This window comes from Mycobacterium sp. 1245805.9 (assembly GCF_001672915.1).
Classification (GTDB): Bacteria; Actinomycetota; Actinomycetes; order Mycobacteriales; family Mycobacteriaceae; genus Mycobacterium.
This window is the reverse complement of record NZ_LZKR01000184.1, coordinates 1-17,447: the sequence shown is the minus strand read 5'-3', so window position 1 is coordinate 17,447 and position 17,447 is coordinate 1. Positions and strand designations below refer to the sequence as shown.

The window sequence follows — 17,447 nt, the reverse complement described above, 5'->3', positions numbered from 1 at the left end:
GTCGTTGCGGTACGGGAACTTTCCCTGCCACGTGTTGGCCATCAGCCGGCCATCGGGGTTCTCTTCCTCTCCCCAGGAGTAGGTCGACGAAGTTCCGCCGCGGGCCGCGTACTCCCACTCGGCCTCGGTGGGCAGCCGGCGGCGGGCCCAGCGCGCGTACGCCGCCGCGTCGGGATACGCAACCTGCACCACCGGATGGTTCGCCCGGTCCGTGAGATCGCTGCCCGGCCCGAACGGATTTCGCCAGTTGGCGCCCGGCACCCAGGCCCACCACTGGCGCCAGTCACGCAGGTCGACCGGCCCGGGCGTCGGGCGGAAGACCATGGCGCCCGGCACCAGGTCCTTCGGGTCCGCGCCCGGGTACAGCGCCGGGTCGATCGGTTGCTCGGCCACCGTGACATAGCCTGTGGCGGCGACGAATTCGGCGAACTGCGCGTTGGTCACCGGGTGCCGCTCCACCGCGAACGGCCCCACGGTCACGGTGTGGATCGGCGCCTCTTCGGGGTAGAAGCTCGTCGAGCCCATGCGGAACGATCCGCCCGGCAGGTCGACCAGCTCGGTGAGCACCCCTTCAGGGTAGGACGGCCGCGTCGCGGCGCCTCAGTCCGATTGTCGGTACCAGGTGAACATGTAGAGGGCCATCGCGGCGACGAGCGCCATCAGCACCCAGATCACCAGAACCTGGTCGATCCATGCACCCGGCGGCGGCGACCCCGGAAGGAAATTGCGTATCGGGATCACGGCGAACAGCATGGCGGCGAACCACGTCACGAAGGGAGGCACGAATTTCCGTCTGCCCAGGGCGATTTGGATGGCCACGGCAAACGCCAGGGTGGGCAGGGCGAACAGGACGAGGCAGATGCCCAAGTCGAAGATCAGCGGCCCCTTGGCGCGGTGCAGCGTGATGATCACGTTGTCCGGGCGATCCGCCTCCTGGCTTGCCTCACCCACCCGCTGGACGCTGACGTCCCAGCCGTCCAGCGCCCCGGTGACCTCGACCCGGGCGGGTATGTACTGGCGCGCATCGCCTTGCCCGACGAGCACCTCCGCCGACAGGGTGTCGGTGCTGTAGGAATCGAACGGCCAGTTGTTGGGATCGCCATGCGCCTCGATCGTGGTGGCGACCTGCGCCGGCGACTTCCCCGCGGGATATTGCAGGTCGCCCAGGTCATTTGGCGGGTCCATCCGCACGGCGGTGTCGGTCTTCAGCACGTCGAGGCGCTTGTCGAACATGTTGTCCTCGGGAATCACGAGGACCTTGACCGTGAGGCGATTCGCGACGGTTTCCAGCTTTTCCAGGCGCACCAGCACGACGGTGTCGCCGGTCGCGTTCAGGTCCGGCGGCTTGATCGGCGCCGCCGATTTGGCCAGCAGGTGGACCCCGAACAGCGACAGGCCGTAGACGATGAGGAAAGCCAGCAGAATGCCGATCACCAACAGGGTGCGCCGGCGGCCGCGCGCGGGCGGCGCCTCGGGGGCCGCCGCGGCGGGCGGCTCCGGTGGCGTCGGAGGAGTCGAAGGCGGCGGAGCCGGTGGGGCTTGATGGGTCATCGGTCGACACCTCCGTTGGGTCGCGGCAACTCGGCGGGCCATGCGCGGATTAGATCGTAGCGAACCGGTCGCGTCCGCGCGACGGATCGGAATTTACTTCATCAATCAGGTAATTTCCGTCAACCCGCGCAACGGTTGTTCGCTACTCAGCGAAACCCGGCGGTCGACCCAATTGCCGACCCGTTCATCCGTTGTTGGTTTGCCTGTTAATTCGGTAGCTGTAGAAGTCTGAGTTGTATCCGGACACACGAGCTCGCCGTCGACGCCGGGCGCGACCATCGCCTGGAGGCAAACACCGTGAAGCACACGCGATCAGCCGCCGCCATCAGCTTGCTGGCGGCGGTTGCCTTGGTGGGCTCGGCATGCAGCAACTCCCACGCGACCCTGGCGTACGCCGCGGGCGCGAAGGTCGACTGCGGCGGCAAACAGACCTTGATCGCCAGCGGCTCGACCGCCCAGGCGAACGCGATGACGAAGTTCGTCGAGGCGTACCACCGGGCGTGCCCGGGACAGAACCTCAACTACACCGCCAACGGGTCGGGCAGCGGGATCAGCGAATTCCTGTCGGGCAAGACCGATTTCGGCGGATCCGACACACCGCTCGCCGAGGATCAATATGCCGCCGCCAAACAGCGGTGTGGCGGCGCCGACGCCTGGAACCTGCCCGTGGTGTTCGGCCCGCTGGCCATCACCTACAACCTCGGCGCGGTCGACTCCCTGGTGCTCGACGCGGCCACGCTGGCGAAAATCTTCAACGGCACCATCACCCGCTGGGACGACCCCGCGCTCACCGCGTTCAACACCTCGATGCCGGCCGAGGACATCAAGGTCATCTACCGCAGCGACGCGTCCGGCACCACCGACAACTTCCAGAACTACCTGCAGTCCGCGTCCGGCGGGGCGTGGAAACAGGGCACCGGCAAGACGTTCAAGGGCGGGGTCGGCATCGGCGCCGCCGGCAACAAGGGCACCTCGGAGCTGGTGAAAACCACCGAGGGCGCGATCAGCTACAACGAGTTGTCGTTCGCGCTGCAGCAAGGCCTTTTCGCCGCCGAGATCAAGACCCCCGCGAGCCGCCGGTCGCTGCGCCCGGTGCGGATCGGCACCGACACGGTCGGCAAGACGATCCTGGGCGCCAAGATCACCGGCGCCGGCAACAACCTCGTGCTCGACATTTCGTCGTTCTACAACCCGGCCCAGCCGGACGTCTACCCGATCGTCCTGGCCACCTACGAGATCGTCTGCTCCAAGTACCCCAACGCCGACGACGCCAAGGCGGTCAAGGCGTTCCTGCAGGCGGCGATCGGGCCCGGCCAGGTCGAGCTGGCCAGGAACGGCTACATCCCGCTGCCGCCCGACTTCCAGTCCCGAGTCTCCAGCGCCGTCGACGCGATCAGCTGGGCCGGAGCGGCGGTCGCCGAGTAGGCGTTCAGCCCTTCTTCGCCTGCCTTCGGTCCCGTTGCTGCCACCAGCCGGACAGGAACAGGGCCATCGCGGTGACCAGGCCGATCAGCACCCAGAGCACGACCGCCTGGTCGATCCACGAACCGTAGGGTGGGCTGCCCGGCAGGATGCTGCGCAGCGGGACGATGGCGAAGAGCATCGCGCCGTACCACGTCACCATCGGCGGCAGGAACGAGGTCCGGCCCAATGCGACCGGGATGGCCACCCACAGCGCCAACACCGGCAGGGCGATGAGGACGAGGCAGATTCCGAGGTCGAAGATCAACGGGCCCTTGGCCCGCTTCAGGGTGATGGTCACGTCGTCCTGGACGTCCGGGTTGGAGTCCGCGGGGTCATGGACCCGGGTGACGGTGGCGTCCCAGCCGTCCAGCTTTCCGGATACCTCGACGCGGGCGGGCGCCTTCTCCCGGTTCTGACCGGAGCCGGTGAACACGTCGGCGGCGATGACCTCCGTCTTGTACGTGTCGAAGGGCCAGTTGCCGGGATCGCCGTGCGCCTCGATGGTGGTGCTGACCTGCGCCGGCGCCTTACCGACCGGGTATTGCAGGTCACCGAGGTCGTTCTCCGGATACAGGCGCACGGCCGCGTCGGTGGTGAGCACCCCGAAGTTCTTGTCGTAGAGCGAATCCTTCGGGTAGACAAGGACATTCACCGTCAAGCGGTTGGCGACGGTGTCGAGTTTCTCGAGGCGCACCTGCACGACGCTGTCGTCGGCCTCGACCTTGGTCAGGTCCGCCGCGGGCAGCGGGGGCGTCGATTTCGCCAGCAGGTGCACCGCGATCAGGGACAGCACGTAGATGACGATGAGGAAGACGATGATCCCGAACGCGATCGCTAAGCGCGGTCCTCGCGACTGGGGTGGCGCCGGTGGCGGTGGTGCTTCGGTGGCGGTCATTGGGTCATCACGGGGCCAGATGCTACCGCCCGCCGGCCCTGAAACCGCGCTTTTTCAGGGGATGACGACCGCAAATTGTTGCATCACCGTCGATTTCGCCGCGTCGAAACCGGGCGCGCCCGCGGGCCCGGTCAGCTGGATGGCCACCAGGTACGCCTTGGTGTTGGTCCAGATGTGGGTGATGCGGTCGGCGAAGGCGAGCCCGCCCGCGACGGTGCCGGTCAGCACTTGGCTGCTGTAGCCGCAGAACTGCGCGGCGGTGACGGTGACTTTGCCGCCCGGGCTCCTGGTGCGCAGGTCGGCGGTGTAGCGCAGGAACGCCCCGCCGGGATCGAGGTCGGTCGGCGTGATGGTCACCCGTACGGACATGCCGTCGGGCCCCGTCGACGTCAGCGCCACGTCGCCGGCGCCGCGGGTCGTGTTCCAGCCGTCGGGCAGGGGGACGTCGATCACGGGCGCCACCGGGTCCGCCACCGAAGCCTCGGCCCTGCTGCCGCCGCTGGGCGGCGGCGGGAAGCACGCCACGGCGTTGGGCGGGATGTGGTCGGGCACCGTGACTTGGATGCCGGGCACCGGCTCGGCCGGGTCGGACAGCCGGGGCGCGGCGGGCCGGGCGGCGGTGCCGGCCGTGGTCTTCTCGCAACCGACGGCGAGGCCCGCCGCCAGGCAGAGCAGGCCGAGCGCCAGCTCAGTCGCGCGAAAACGCAAGCGCCAGTTCCCTTTCCACGTCCTCGTACGGCCTGCCCGAGAAGTCGATGGTGACCTCGGCGATGGTGCCGCCGGTGAACGTGAACGGCGCCTTGTAGCGGCTGGACACTCCCGAGCCGCCGTTGCGCCCGACGGTGATGCCGGCCCCCGCCAGCCCGAACGTCCCGGGATGCGTCGTCACGCCCGCCAGGGTGCCGACCACCTCGTCGTCGACGAACAGGGTCAGGTCACCGAGCGGGGTGTGGCTGTTTTCCACCGTTCCCGTCCGCGCGTAACGAACCCCCAACACGTGCCGGCCCAGCGGCACCGGGCCGGACGACGACACCAGCTGCTGGCGCTCGCCCAGGAAGTTGTAGACGTAGTGCAGCCTGCCGTCCTGGACGAACAGCACGTGCCCGCCGTGGGCGCCGCCCTGCTTGAACAGCACGCCCTCGGCGCCGGTGGTGTCCACGGTCACGTCGGCCAACAGGGCGAAGGCGCGCCCGCGGATCTCGGCGGCGGCGCCGATGCCGACGTCGGCGCAGTCGGGATAGTAGGTGTAGCTGGACCGTTCGCCCACCAGGTAGGGCCGCGAGCGCATCATCGTCTCGATGATGTTCAGGTCCGACAACGGCAGGCCGTTGTATTTCGCCGCCTCCGAATACCACAGCGCCTTAAGCTCTTCCAGCTTCTCGGGTTGCTCGCCGGCCAGGTCGTGGCACTGGCTGCGGTCGGCCTCGATGTGGAACAGCTCCCAGCGATCGGCGTCGAAATGCGACCACCCGGCCGGGGTCGCGGCGTGGACGGTGTTGGCGAACCAGCCCTGGTGCCAGATCCCGCGGGTGCCCAGCATGGTGTAGAACTGGGTCGTCTTGCCCGTGTCGGCAGCCGGATCCGCAAGGGCCGCTTTGAAACTCACGCCGTCCAGGGGTTTCTGCGCAATCCCCTTGACCTGCTCGGGCGGGGTCAGGCCCAGCAGGTCGTACACGGTCGGGGTGATGTCGCAGACGTTGACGTAGTTGTCGCGGACCTCGCCGTGCGCGGCAATGCCGTTGGGCCACGAGACGATTGCGGTGTCGGCGATGCCGCCCTCGTGCGAGGCGTAGCGCTTGTACAGCTTGTAGGGCGTGTTGAACGCCATCGCCCAGCCGATCGGGTAATGGTTGTAGGTCTCCGGGCCGCCCAGGTGGTCGAAGAGCTTCATACTCTCCTCGACGGTATCGATATAGCCGTTGAAGAACTTGCCCTCGTTCACCGACCCGTTCGGCCCGCCCTCGCCGCTGGCCCCGTTGTCGGAGATCACCACGATGATCGTGTTATCCAGCTGGCCGGACTCCTCCAAATAGTCCAGAATGCGGCCGATCTGGGCGTCGGTGTAGCTGAGGAACCCGGCGAACACCTCCGCCATGCGGGAGAACAGCTTCTTCTCTTCGTCACCCAGCGAGTCCCACGGCCGCACCGTGTCCTGCAGCGGCCACGGCTCGCCGTTGGGCCCCTTCACGTCGGCGTACGGGTTCACCGCCGACAGCTCGGTGTCCGGCGGCACGATGCCCAGCGACTTCTGGTTTTCCAGCACGATCTCGCGGTAGCGCTCATAACCCATGTCGAAGCGGCCGGCATAGCGGTCGGCCCATTCCTTGAACACGTGGTGCGGGGCGTGGCCCGCGCCGGGGCACACGTAGCTGAACCACGGCTTGTCCGGGGCGATCACCTTGGCGTCGCGGATGAACTCGATCGTCTTGTCCGCGATGTCCTTCGACAGGTGATAGCCGTCTTCCGGGGTGCCCGGCGGGTTGACCGGGTGGTTGTCGTAGACCAGGTCCGGGTACCACTGGTCGGTCTCGCCGCCCATGAACCCGTAGAACCGCTCGAATCCGCGCGAGGTCGGCCAATGCCGTTTCGTCGACGCCAGATTCGACTCTTCCAGCGGGGTCAGGTGCCACTTGCCGACGCAGTAGGTGTTGTAGCCGCGTTCGGCGAGCACCTCGGAGATCAGCCCGGTGTCGGCGGGGATCCGGCCGTTGCAGTTCGGGAAGCCGTCGGTGAACTCCTCGATGGTGGCCATGCCCACCGTGGTCGCGTTGCGCCCGGTCAGCAGCGACGCCCGGGTCGGCGAGCACAGCGCGGTGGTGTGAAACTGCGACAACCGCACCCCGCGCTCGGCGATCCGCGTCATCGCGGGCATGTCCACCAGGCCGCCGAAGCAGTCCCAGGTGGCGATCCCGGTGTCATCCCAGACGAGGTAGAGGATGTTCGGCGAGTTCTCCGGCGCCGTCGGCGCCGCGTACGGCCCCCAGTCCGGCTCCGAATCACGGATATCCAGCTCGATCTTGCCCTGAAACTCGGTCGACCCCGTCATCGCTGCCAGCCTCACTTCTGTTGGTCCCCGTTAACCGCGTGGCGTGGAGACTACACCGGGCAGGTGAGAGCAAGGTGTGAAATCTCGGGACGCGTTCGGGGACGCCACCGGTCCGCCAACAGACGCAAAAGCCCCCGACACACCGAGCGCGCGGGGGCTTTTGTGCCTGCTCGCGGCAGACCGGTTTGAGACCGGTTACTTGGCCTTCTCGAGGATCTCGACGAGCCGCCAGCGCTTGGTGGCCGACATCGGGCGGGTCTCCATCAGCGAGACGCGGTCGCCGATGCCGGCCGTGCTGTTCTCGTCGTGCGCCTTGACCTTCTTGGTGGTCCGGATGATCTTGCCGTACAACGGGTGGCGCATGCGGTCTTCCAGCTCGACCACAATGGTCTTCTGCATCTTGTCGCTGACCACGTAGCCGATGCGCACCTTGCGCCGCCCGCGCGTCTTCGGGTTGGCCGGAGTGTGCTTGGGGCCCTTGTCTTTCGCCGCGGCGTCGGCGGGAGCGGCCTTCTTGGGGGCGGCCTTGGCGGGCGCCTTCTTAGCTTCTGCCATCACGAATCCTTATTTCTCCTCGGCCCCGTCGGGTCCGCTGGCCAGGCCCAGTTCCCTTTCGCGCAGCACGGTGTAGACGCGCGCGATCTCCTGACGCACCGTGCGGAGCCGGCGGTTGTTGTTGAGCTGCCCGGTCGCCATCTGGAAGCGCAGGTTGAACAGCTCCTCCTTGGATTCGCGCAGGCGGTCGGTGAGCTCGGAGTCGGTGAGCTCGCGCAGTTCGCCCGGCGAAATGCCCAGTGCCATCAGAACTGATCCTCTCGGGTCACGATGCGTGCCTTGATCGGCAGCTTGTGGATTGCGCGGGTGAGCGCGGCGCGGGCCGTCTGCTCGTTCGGGTAGCTGAGCTCGAACAGCACCCGGCCCGGCTTGACATTGACGACCCACCACTCCGGGGAGCCCTTACCCGAACCCATCCGGGTTTCGGCGGGCTTCTTGGTCAGCGGGCGGTCGGGGAAGACGTTGATCCACACCTTGCCGCCACGCTTGATGTGCCGGTTGATCGCGATACGTGCCGACTCGATCTGCCGGTTGGTCACGTAGGCGTGCTCGAGCGCCTGGATGCCGTAGTCACCGAAGTTCACCTGGGTGCCGCCGCTGGCGATGCCACGCTGGCGCGGGTGGTGCTGCTTGCGATGCTTAACCTTGCGGGGAATCAACATGATTCAGCTCTCCGTACTCTGCGGTTCGAGGGCCGGCGCGGCCTCGGCCGGCGCTGCGGCTTGATCCTCGGCACCCGCGGCGCGCCCGGCCTCGGTGCTGGTCGCCGTGGTGCCCGACGCGCCACTGCGCCGCGGACGCGTGCCCGACGGCCGCTCCCGGCGCGGACGGTCGGCGCCCGCCGGGGCGGCGGCGGTCAATTCACGCTTGCCACCGACGATGTCGCCCTTGTAGATCCACACCTTCACGCCGATCCGGCCGAAGGTCGTCTTGGCCTCGTACAGGCCGTAGTCAATGTCGGCGCGCAGCGTGTGCAGCGGCACCCGGCCCTCGCGGTAGAACTCCGAGCGGCTCATCTCCGCGCCGCCGAGGCGGCCGGAGCACTGCACCCGGATGCCCTTGACGTTGGGCTGGCGCATCGCCGACTGGATCGCCTTGCGCATCGCGCGGCGGAACGCCACGCGGTTGCTCAACTGCTCCGCGACGCCCTGCGCCACCAATTGTGCCTGCGATTCGGGGTTTTTGACCTCAAGGATGTTGAGCTGGACCTGCTTACCGGTCAGCTTCTCCAGGTCGGCCCGGATCCGGTCGGCCTCGGTACCGCGGCGGCCGATGACGATCCCGGGGCGCGCGGTGTGGATGTCGACCCGAACCCGGTCCCGGGTGCGCTCGATCTCCACGTCGGCGATGCCGGCGCGCTCCAGGCCGGTGGACAGCAGCCGGCGGATCGCCACGTCTTCCTTGACGTAGTCGGCGTACTGCTTGTCGGCGTACCAGCGGGACTTCCAGTCCGTGGTGATGCCGAGCCGGAAGCCGTGCGGATTGATCTTCTGGCCCACTAGTCTGAGCCTCCCTTCGTTTCCGAAGCCTCAGAAGTAGTTGCCTTGGCGGTTTCTGCCTTTTTCGCCGGAGCCTTCTTGGCGGCCGGCGCCTTCTTCGCGGGAGCCTTCTTGGCGGGCGCCTTCTTCGCCTCCGAACCAGGGCGAGCCTTCGCCGCCGCCTTGCTGGCCTCGGCGCGACGTGCCCGCGTCGACTTCGCCGACCGTTCGTCCTTGGCCGGCCGGCTTTCCACCACGACCGTGATGTGGCTGGTGCGCCGGCGAATTCGGAACGCGCGGCCCTGGGCGCGCGGACGAATCCGCTTGGCGGTCGGGCCCTCGTCGGCGTACACGGTGGCCACCACCAGTGTCGCGGGGTCCAGGCCGTTGTTGTTCTGCGCGTTGGCCGCGGCACTGGCGATCACCTTGGCCACCGGCTCGCTGGCGGCCTGCGGCGCCCAGCGCAGGATGTCGAGCGCGTCCTCCACCGACTTGCCACGCACCAGGTCGATCACCCGGCGCGCCTTGGTCGGCGACACCCGCACGAACCGTGCCTTGGCGACCGCAGACGGAAACTCAGTTGTGGTCATCGCCGCTTGGCCTTCCGATCATCCTTGATGTGCCCCTTGAAGGTGCGCGTCGGGGCGAACTCGCCCAGCTTGTGGCCCACCATCGCCTCGGTGACGAACACCGGGACGTGCTTGCGGCCGTCGTGCACGGCGAAGGTGTGGCCGATGAAGTCGGGAATGATCGTCGAGCGACGCGACCAGGTCTTGATGACCTGCTTGCTGTTCTTCTCGTTCTGCACGTCCACCTTCTTGAGCAGGTGGTCGTCGACGAACGGTCCCTTTTTCAGGCTGCGTGGCATGTGTTACTCCTACCGGCCGTGCTTCTTGCCGGTGCGCCGGCGTCGGACGATGAGTTTGTTGCTCTGCTTGTTCGGGTGGCGGGTGCGGCCCTCGGGCTTGCCCCACGGGCTGACCGGGTGGCGGCCACCGGAGGTCTTGCCCTCACCACCACCGTGCGGGTGGTCGACGGGGTTCATCACGACACCACGGACGGACGGGCGCTTGCCCTTCCACCGCATGCGACCGGCCTTGCCCCAGTTGATGTTTGCCTGCTCGGCGTTGCCCACCTCGCCGACCGTGGCGCGGCAGCGCACGTCGACGCGGCGGATCTCGCCGCTCGGCATGCGCAGCGACGCGTAGCTGCCCTCCTTGCCGAGCAGCTGGATGCTCGACCCGGCCGAGCGCGCGAGCTTGGCGCCGCCGCCCGGGCGCAGCTCCACGGCGTGCACCAAGGTACCGGCCGGGATGTTGCGCAGCGGCAGGTTGTTACCCGGCTTGATGTCGGCGTTGGGGCCCGACTCCACCACGTCGCCCTGCGAGAGCCCAAGCGGGGCAATGATGTAGCGCTTCTCGCCGTCCAGGAAGTGCAGCAGCGCGATGTTGGCCGTGCGGTTCGGGTCGTACTCGATGTGCGCGACCTTCGCGTTGACGCCGTCCTTGTCGTTGCGACGGAAGTCGATCACCCGATAGGCGCGCTTGTGGCCGCCGCCCTTGTGACGGGTGGTGATCCGGCCGTGCGCGTTGCGGCCGCCGTGACCGTGCAGCGGGCGCACCAGTGACTTCTCCGGCTCCGAACGGGTGATCTCGGCGAAGTCGGACACGCTGGCGCCGCGGCGACCCGGGGTCGTCGGCTTGTACTTACGAATTGCCATGTCTAATCAGGTCTTTCTCTCGCGCTCGGCTAGCTGGGTGCGCCGAAGAGGTCGATCGGCTTGCTGCCCGGGGCCAGGGTGACGATGGCGCGCTTGGTGCCCTTGCGCTTGCCGTAACCGGTCCGGGTGCGCTTGCGCTTGCCCTGCCGGTTCGCGGTGTTCACCGACGCAACCTTGACGGAGAAGATCTTCTCGATGGCGATCTTGATCTGCGTCTTGTTCGAGTCGGGGTGCACCACGAACGTGTACACGTTCTCGTCCAGCAGCGAATAGGACTTCTCGGAGATGACCGGCGCCAGGATGATGTCGCGGGGGTCAGCGATGGTCGCCATCAGGCCGAAACCTCCTTGGCAGAGCTGGTGTTGGCGGTGTTGGCCGCGATGTAGGCGTTCAGGGCCTCGACGCTGAACACCACGTCATCGGAGCGCAGCACGTCATAGGTGTTGAGCTGGTCGGGCGCCAGCACATGCACGCCGGGCAGGTTGCGCACGCTCTTGGCGCCGGCCTCGTCGGCCCGGCCGATGACCAGCAGCAGCCGCTTGCGATCGGACAGCGTGTCCAGAAATGCCTTGGCGCTCTTGGTCGACGGGGTCTGGCCGGCGACCACCTCGGTGATCGCGTGGATGCGTCCGTTGCGGGCGCGGTCGGACAGAGCCCCGCGCAGCGCCGCGGCGATCATCTTCTTGGGCGTGCGCTGGCTGTAGTCGCGCGGCTTCGGGCCGTGCACGGTGCCACCGCCGGTGAACTGCGGGGCCCGCGTCGAACCCTGTCGGGCGCGTCCGGTGCCCTTCTGCCGGTAGGGCTTGCGGCCACCGCCGCTGACCTCGCCGCGCGTCTTGGTCGAGTGCGTGCCCTGGCGGGCGGCGGCCCGTTGCGCGGTGACCACCTGGTGCATCAGCGCGATATTGGCCGGGGCGTCGAACAATTCGGCGGGCAGCTCGACGGAGCCGTCGACCTTGCCGTCCGGCGTCTTTACGTCAATCTTGAGTGCCATCAGTTCTCACCTCGTTTGATCGCGCTGCGAACCATCACGAGCCCGCCGGTGCGGCCGGGGACCGCACCCTTGATCAACAGCACGCCGTTCTCGGCATCGACCTTGTGCACCAACAGGTTCTGCACGGTCACCCGGTCGTTGCCCATCCGGCCGGCCATCCGGGTGCCCTTGAAGACCCGGGCCGGGGTGGCGCAGCCGCCGATGGAACCCGGCCGGCGGTGCACCGCCTGGGCGCCGTGGCTGGCGCCCTGGCCGCGGAAGCCGTGCCGCTTCATGGTGCCGGCGAAGCCCTTGCCCTTGGACGTACCGGTCACGTCGACGTAGGCACCGTCGGCGAAGATCTCCGCCGTCAGCTCCTGGCCGACCTCGTATTCGGCGGCGGCGTCGGGGTTGTCCAGCCGCAGCTCGGCCAGGAAGCGGCGCGGGTTGACGCCGGCCGCCGTGTACTGACCGGTGACCGGCTTGTTGACCTTGCGCGGGCTGATCTCGCCGTACGCCAGCTGCACGGCGCTGTAGCCGTCGCGCTCCGGCGTGCGGATGCGGGTCACCACGTTGGGTCCGGCCTTGACCACCGTCACCGGCACGACCCGGTTGTTCTCGTCGAACACCTGCGTCATGCCCAGCTTGGTACCCAGAATGCCTTTTCGTGCCATGAGCCTGGATCTCCTACTGGATGTTGACGTCGACACTGGCCGGAAGGTCGATGCGCATCAGCGCGTCGACCGTCTTCGGCGTCGGATCGAGGATGTCAATCAACCGCTTGTGCGTGCGCATCTCGAAGTGCTCCCGCGAGTCCTTGTACTTATGCGGCGAGCGGATGACGCAATACACGTTCTTCTCGGTCGGCAGCGGCACCGGCCCTACGACGCTGGCACCCGTGCGGACGACGGTCTCGACGATCTTGCGCGCCGATGCGTCGATGGCCTCATGGTCGTAGGCCTTAAGCCTGATGCGGATCTTCTGTCCCGCCACGCTTTCCTACCCTCACTCCTCTAAAAGCCCGCGCGCGGATCGGCCGCCCAACCCTGGGCCGGTCGAGCGTCGCGCCGGATACTGCGCCGCTGTTTACCTGTCGTGGTCCACCGGCCCCCGCGGTCGGGCGTGTCACCCTTACGCAGCCTCGTGCGCGGCCAAAATTGGTCGCATTCCGAGGTTGGGACCGGACGCGCCCGGTTGGGCGCTGGTCGTATGCCCGGCCAGGCAGAACCCGGCGCAAGGCAACCTGAACAGTATGCCTCAGATCATGGGTTTGGCCAAATCCCGGGCAAACCCCGCCGGGACTCAGGCACCAGCCGATTCGGTGGTCGCCGCGTCGGCCCGCTGCTGGGCCCGCTGCACGTGCAGGAAACCGTCGACGGCGGCGCGCGCGCACTCGCGATAGTCGAAGTCGGGCAGGGTCGACAGGCGTCCCAGCACCAGCGGGCCGATCAGCAGGGCGATGGCGCGCGACCGGTCGACCTCACCGAGCTCGGCGACGGCCTCGGGGCTGTCGAAAACCGCGTCGAACGGCGCGGCGTATTGCTGGGCGATCCGCTCCCGCAGCGTGCATATCGAGGCGCTGTCGGCGGTGCCGACATCATGAGTCTCCGGCAACTCGTCCAGGTCGCGCCCCAGGGACAGCCAAGACATGGCGGTCAGCAGGGCCGGCGCGTGCGCCACGGCTTCGGCCTGCGCCAGCACCAACCCGATCAGGCGATCGCGCAGCGAGCCGTCGGCCGGCGGCATCGGCGGCGGCGGTATCAGGCTGTTGAATGCAGCTGCCAGCAAATCATTTCCGCTGGGAAAGTGGCGATACAGCGTCGCCCTCGCTACGTTGGCGCTACGAGTGACCGCATCGACGGTCACCGCGCTCGGGCCCCCCGAACGCAGCAGCGCGGCGGCGGCCTCGAGCAAACGGGCCCTGGACCGCGCCGGACGTGGATCGGTGCTTCCGCCGGTAATTGTGAGCTACCTCCCGGTTTGGGACCAAGACTATCGGTTTACCTACAAGACCAAGAGTCTCGAAAATCTCGCTACGCCCCCGTTAGGAGGCGCTTTTTATGGTCGAAACGCTGGTACGGACTGATCAGCGTACTGATTTAGCGCGCTTGGGGGGTAGCCCCCGCGCCCGAACCTGGACCCTGGCCGTCGCCTGCATGGGCGTCGGGCTGGTGGTCGCGTCGATGACGGCGCTGAACACCGCGCTGGGGGACCTCGCGGTCGCCACCTCGGCGACCCAGTCGCAGCTCACCTGGGTCGTCGACGGTTACACGGTGGCGCTGGCCTGCTTGCTGCTGCCCGCCGGGGCGATCGGCGACCGCTACGGGCGGCGGGGCGCGCTGCTCGTCGGCCTGGTCATCTTCGCCCTCGGGTCGGCCGCGCCGGCGCTGTTGCACAGCCCGCTGCAGATCATCGCGGGACGGGCGGTCGCCGGCGTCGGCGCCGCGTTCGTGATGCCCGCGACGCTGTCGCTGCTGACGGTGGCCTACCCGAAGGAGGACCGCATCAAGGCCGTCGGGATCTGGGCCGGCACCGCCGGCTCGGGCGGCGTGCTGGGCATGTTCGGATCCGGCCTGCTGCTTCGCTTCTGGGACTGGCACGCGATCTTCTGGTCGTTGGGCGTCGCCGGGCTGGCGATCTTCGCGCTGGCGTGCACCGTCGCCTCGTCGCGGGAAGCCAACGCGCCCCGCGTCGATTCGCTGGGCGCGGTGCTGATCGGGGCGGCCGTCGCGATCGCGGTGGCAGCGATCCTGGAGGCACCCGACCGGGGCTGGAGCGATCCCCTGATCTGGGGCGGTCTGGTCGCTGGGGCGCTGATCGCGGCCGTGTTCGGCGTCGTCGAATTCCGGACCAGGCATCCCCTGCTCGACGTGCGGCTGTTCGGCGATCCCGGCTTCGCCACCGGGGTGGCGACGATCGTCGTCCTGTTCGGCGCGACGTTTGGTTTCTTCTATCTGGGCATGCAGTACGTGCAGCAGATCATGGGCTACTCCCCGCTGATGACGGCGGTGGCGTTCGGCCCGTTCATGGTCCCGCTGGGCATTTTCTCGGCGCTGTCGTTCTGGTATGTGCCGAAGTTCGGGCTGCGGCTGGTGCTGTTCGTGGGCACGCTGACGATGGCGGTCGGCTTCCTGTGCATGCGCACGCTCGACCTCCATTCGAGTTTCCTCGACTTGGCCTGGCCCACCTTGATCCTGAGCACCGGTATCGGGTTCTGCACCGCGCCAACGACTTCGGCGATCATGGGCGCGGTCCCCGACGAAAAGCAGGGCGTCGCGTCGGCGGTCAACGACACGTCGCGGGAGATGGGCGGGGCCCTGGGGATCGCCGTGGCCGGCTCGATACTCGCCGGCCGCTACTCCCACGAGCTCGCGCCCAGGTTGGCGGGGTTCCCCGCCCCGGTGCGTGGCCCCGCGACCGATTCGCTGGCCAAGGCGGTCGAGGTGGCCGGGAAGTTGGGGCCGCAGGGTGGCCAGCTGGCCGAGGTCAGCAAAGCGGCGTTCATGACGGCGATGCACGCGTCGACGACGGTCCTGGCCGTCATCGTCACCGTCGCCGCGGTCCTGATCGGGCTGTGGGCGCCGGGCCGCGACGGGCGCCAGCTGAAGGTGGTGCGCCGGCTCTTCTCCCGGGCCGGCCCCGGCATCGGCCGGCACCGAGAACCGTCGCGTTGACGCCCAATGTCGCTGCCGGAGAATGACACCGACTGACCGGTGGTCGTTGATCGGGCTCGCTCGACCCGGATTTTTCGTCCCGCGTCAAACCGAGTCGGTTCAGATACTTGCGAACGTCCGCTCGTCGTGGTATTTGAAAATATATATCGACAGGTACAGATCATCTCGCGGGTTGAGGTGGGTGTGATGTTGATGCGTATCGACTCGTTCAGCAAACAGGCGACGGTGCTACGGGAGCGATCGCCTCCGGGGAACCGCGCGCGGATCGCGAATCGCTGAAGGGAGGTGATATTCAACATCGGGACGTCGTGCCGTCCACGAACATTGCGACGCAGAGTACGCGCCTGACCGCAAGTCAGCCGCGCGCCCGCCACTTGTCGTGGCCATCTACGTGGGCAGCATGAATGTCACCGCATTTTTTGGGGCGGGTCGCGCTGCGGCGTGGCCCGCCCCGCTGAATGCATGGTGAAGATCCGCCGAAAACGCCTCGGGAGCCCCCGGGTGGGCGATAGTCTGCGCTCTAGCGGTGTCCGTGATGGGGAGGCGGACGACGTCGAGACAGGCGGGGGAGCCGAATGTCGTATGTGTTCGCAGCGCCCGAGTATGTGGCCAATGCCGCAATGGATTTGGCCAACATCGGTTCGGCGATCAGCGATGCAAACTCGGCCGCTTTGGGGCCGGTCTCCAGCGTGCTGCCCGCTGGCGCCGACGAGGTGTCCGCCAACATCGCGAGCCTGTTCGACGCGCACGCCCAGGTCTATCAGGCGCTCAGCGCCGCGGCGCAGGCCTTCCACACCCAGTTCGTCCAGCTGATGAGCGCCGGCGCCGAGCAATACGCCCTCACCGAGGCGGCGAACGCCGCTCCCCTGCAAACCGTCCAGAACATGGTGACCGGCAACGTCCCCGGCCAGGCGCTGTCGAGCGCGCAACCGCTGGCCGGCACCGCGGCCTCGGTGGGCTCCGCGGCGGCGGGGGTGCCGGCGGCCGCGGCGGGTGTTTCCGGTGGTGCGGCGCCGGCAGCGCCGGCAGCCCCCTTGGCGACGGCGGTCACGCCGGCGGCCGCGGTCACGCCGACCCCAGCGGCACCTGTCGCTCTGGCGCCGACGGGTACGCCACTCGCGGCGGCCCCGGTCGCCGCGGCGGCGCCCATCGCCCCCGCCAGCCCACCCGCCTATGCTCCCGCGGCCGCGGAGGTCGTGACGCCGGCACCCGTTAGCGCGCCCGTGGAAGCAGCTCCGGTCGAAGCGCCCGCGTTCTCTCCGGCGACGGCGGCGCAGGCGATGCCGATCGGTACGCCGTTGACGGCGGCGCCGGCCGCAACCCCGAACTATTCCCCGGCTACGCCGCCCTACTCCCCGGCTTCCGCGGCCGCCTCCCATGAGGAGCAACCGGCGACCTCCGGCGCACCGATCGAGATGCACCCCTACTCGGCCTGATTCGCCGCCCCCTGTGGGGGCGGGTCTAGCAATAACTGCAGCAAAGTCAAGTTGGGAGCGCGTGAAATGACTTTTCTGATCGCAGTACCGGACGTGATGCAAACAGCCGCAGGGCAATTGGCCGGAATCGGCGACGCGCTGAGCCAGGCCAACGGCGCGGCGGCGGCTACGACCACCGAGATCACCGCGGCGGGAGCCGATGAGGTGTCCGCCGCCATCGCGTCGGTTTTCGGTTCGCATGCCCAGCAGTACCAGGCGCTGAGCGCCCAGTTGGAAACGTTCCACCAACAATTCGTGCAGCTGATGAGTGGCGGCGCCGCGCAATATGGGCTCACCGAGGCGGCCAACGCCACTCCGCTGCAGACCATCGAGCAGGACATCCTCAACGTGATCAACGCGCCGAGCCTGGCGCTGACAGGGCGTCCGCTGATCGGTAACGGCGCCAACGGCAAACCCGGCATCGGGGCCAACGGCGGCGACGGCGGGTGGTTGTGGGGTAGCGGTGGAAACGGGGGGTACGGGTCCCCCGGTCACAGCGGTGGCAACGGCGGCGCCGGCGGCTTCTTCGGCGGCGCGGGGGGAACCGGCGGAGCGGGCGGCGACGGCGGTTCCAGCTCGTTCAACGCCGGCGGGGCCGGCGGGTCCGGCGGGGCGG

The 17,447-nt window shown here is 68.2% G+C and carries 21 protein-coding genes; 4 read left to right on the top strand and 17 right to left on the bottom strand.

The genetic code is table 11. From position 1 onward, the window contains the following. Nucleotides 1-567: SUMF1/EgtB/PvdO family nonheme iron enzyme (locus A9X00_RS24800; RefSeq protein WP_156772277.1), on the bottom strand; the 567-nt coding region annotated here is incomplete at its 3' end. Nucleotides 568-600: 33 nt separating this feature from the next. After that, nucleotides 601-1,551 carry a DUF4436 domain-containing protein gene (locus A9X00_RS24795; RefSeq protein WP_067159557.1) on the bottom strand — a complete coding sequence of 317 codons (951 nt, stop codon included), beginning with the start codon at nucleotides 1,549-1,551 and terminating at the stop codon, nucleotides 601-603. Nucleotides 1,552-1,848: 297 nt separating this feature from the next. On the opposite strand from A9X00_RS24795, the gene pstS reads away from it, so the two are divergent. Then, a complete protein-coding gene (pstS, locus tag A9X00_RS24790; RefSeq protein ID WP_067159554.1) occupies nucleotides 1,849-2,976 on the top strand; it encodes a phosphate ABC transporter substrate-binding protein PstS in 1,128 nt (375 codons plus the stop codon). A gap of 4 nt (nucleotides 2,977-2,980) precedes the next feature. On the opposite strand, the gene A9X00_RS24785 is transcribed toward pstS, so the two are convergent. From A9X00_RS24785 to A9X00_RS24715, 15 genes are all read right to left on the bottom strand, one after another. After that, nucleotides 2,981-3,910 (bottom strand): DUF4436 domain-containing protein, encoded by a 930-nt coding sequence (locus A9X00_RS24785; protein WP_067159551.1) that lies wholly within the window; start codon nucleotides 3,908-3,910, stop codon nucleotides 2,981-2,983. 54 nt (nucleotides 3,911-3,964) lie between these two features. Further along, nucleotides 3,965-4,618, bottom strand: a complete 654-nt coding sequence (locus A9X00_RS32175) for a hypothetical protein (RefSeq protein WP_232006924.1) — start codon at nucleotides 4,616-4,618, stop codon at nucleotides 3,965-3,967. After that, nucleotides 4,599-6,956, bottom strand: a complete 2,358-nt coding sequence (locus tag A9X00_RS24775; RefSeq protein WP_067159548.1) for an arylsulfatase — start codon at nucleotides 6,954-6,956, stop codon at nucleotides 4,599-4,601. The genes A9X00_RS32175 and A9X00_RS24775 overlap by 20 nt, the downstream gene beginning before the upstream one ends. Before the next feature lie 195 nt (nucleotides 6,957-7,151). Further along, nucleotides 7,152-7,514 carry a 30S ribosomal protein S17 gene (gene rpsQ / locus A9X00_RS24770; RefSeq protein ID WP_369830791.1) on the bottom strand — a complete coding sequence of 121 codons (363 nt, stop codon included), beginning with the start codon at nucleotides 7,512-7,514 and terminating at the stop codon, nucleotides 7,152-7,154. Nucleotides 7,515-7,520: 6 nt separating this feature from the next. Then, complete coding sequence (gene rpmC, locus A9X00_RS24765; protein WP_067159545.1) at nucleotides 7,521-7,757, bottom strand: 50S ribosomal protein L29; 237 nt, start codon at nucleotides 7,755-7,757, stop codon at nucleotides 7,521-7,523. Further along, entirely contained in the window at nucleotides 7,757-8,173 is a 417-nt protein-coding gene (gene rplP, locus A9X00_RS24760) for a 50S ribosomal protein L16 (protein ID WP_067012938.1), read from the bottom strand. The genes rpmC and rplP overlap by 1 nt, the downstream gene beginning before the upstream one ends. Nucleotides 8,174-8,176: 3 nt before the next feature. Next, complete coding sequence (gene rpsC / locus A9X00_RS24755; RefSeq protein WP_067159542.1) at nucleotides 8,177-9,010, bottom strand: 30S ribosomal protein S3; 834 nt, start codon at nucleotides 9,008-9,010, stop codon at nucleotides 8,177-8,179. Continuing rightward, on the bottom strand, nucleotides 9,010-9,579 hold the full coding sequence (gene rplV / locus A9X00_RS24750; RefSeq protein WP_067159539.1) for a 50S ribosomal protein L22: 570 nt from the start codon (nucleotides 9,577-9,579) through the stop codon (nucleotides 9,010-9,012). Before rplV ends, rpsC begins: the two co-directional genes overlap by 1 nt. Then, on the bottom strand, nucleotides 9,576-9,857 hold the full coding sequence (gene rpsS, locus A9X00_RS24745) for a 30S ribosomal protein S19 (protein WP_025738376.1): 282 nt from the start codon (nucleotides 9,855-9,857) through the stop codon (nucleotides 9,576-9,578). The genes rplV and rpsS overlap by 4 nt, the downstream gene beginning before the upstream one ends. A 9-nt stretch (nucleotides 9,858-9,866) precedes the next feature. After that, on the bottom strand, nucleotides 9,867-10,709 hold the full coding sequence (rplB, locus tag A9X00_RS24740; protein WP_067159536.1) for a 50S ribosomal protein L2: 843 nt from the start codon (nucleotides 10,707-10,709) through the stop codon (nucleotides 9,867-9,869). Between the two features lie 29 nt (nucleotides 10,710-10,738). Then, nucleotides 10,739-11,041, bottom strand: coding sequence for a 50S ribosomal protein L23 (gene rplW / locus A9X00_RS24735; protein ID WP_067159533.1), 303 nt, complete (start codon nucleotides 11,039-11,041; stop codon nucleotides 10,739-10,741). Continuing rightward, on the bottom strand, nucleotides 11,041-11,703 hold the full coding sequence (gene rplD, locus A9X00_RS24730; protein WP_067159530.1) for a 50S ribosomal protein L4: 663 nt from the start codon (nucleotides 11,701-11,703) through the stop codon (nucleotides 11,041-11,043). Before rplD ends, rplW begins: the two co-directional genes overlap by 1 nt. Next, the gene (gene rplC, locus A9X00_RS24725; protein ID WP_067159527.1) at nucleotides 11,703-12,356 is read right to left on the bottom strand and encodes a 50S ribosomal protein L3; all 654 of its coding nucleotides are present in this window, start codon (nucleotides 12,354-12,356) and stop codon (nucleotides 11,703-11,705) included. The genes rplD and rplC overlap by 1 nt, the downstream gene beginning before the upstream one ends. A 13-nt stretch (nucleotides 12,357-12,369) precedes the next feature. Next, nucleotides 12,370-12,675 carry a 30S ribosomal protein S10 gene (rpsJ, locus tag A9X00_RS24720; protein WP_003873519.1) on the bottom strand — a complete coding sequence of 102 codons (306 nt, stop codon included), beginning with the start codon at nucleotides 12,673-12,675 and terminating at the stop codon, nucleotides 12,370-12,372. Nucleotides 12,676-12,984: 309 nt separating this feature from the next. Continuing rightward, nucleotides 12,985-13,596 (bottom strand): TetR/AcrR family transcriptional regulator, encoded by a 612-nt coding sequence (locus tag A9X00_RS24715; RefSeq protein ID WP_255363109.1) that lies wholly within the window; start codon nucleotides 13,594-13,596, stop codon nucleotides 12,985-12,987. A 146-nt stretch (nucleotides 13,597-13,742) separates the two neighbouring features. On the opposite strand from A9X00_RS24715, the gene A9X00_RS24710 reads away from it, so the two are divergent. From A9X00_RS24710 to A9X00_RS24700, 3 genes are all read left to right on the top strand, one after another. Next, nucleotides 13,743-15,356 (top strand): MFS transporter, encoded by a 1,614-nt coding sequence (locus A9X00_RS24710; RefSeq protein WP_067159521.1) that lies wholly within the window; start codon nucleotides 13,743-13,745, stop codon nucleotides 15,354-15,356. 575 nt (nucleotides 15,357-15,931) lie between these two features. Beyond that, on the top strand, nucleotides 15,932-16,792 hold the full coding sequence (locus A9X00_RS32610) for a PE family protein (protein WP_067159518.1): 861 nt from the start codon (nucleotides 15,932-15,934) through the stop codon (nucleotides 16,790-16,792). A gap of 66 nt (nucleotides 16,793-16,858) precedes the next feature. Beyond that, on the top strand, nucleotides 16,859-17,447 hold a 589-nt coding region (locus tag A9X00_RS24700), incomplete at its 3' end, for a PE family protein (RefSeq protein ID WP_156772276.1).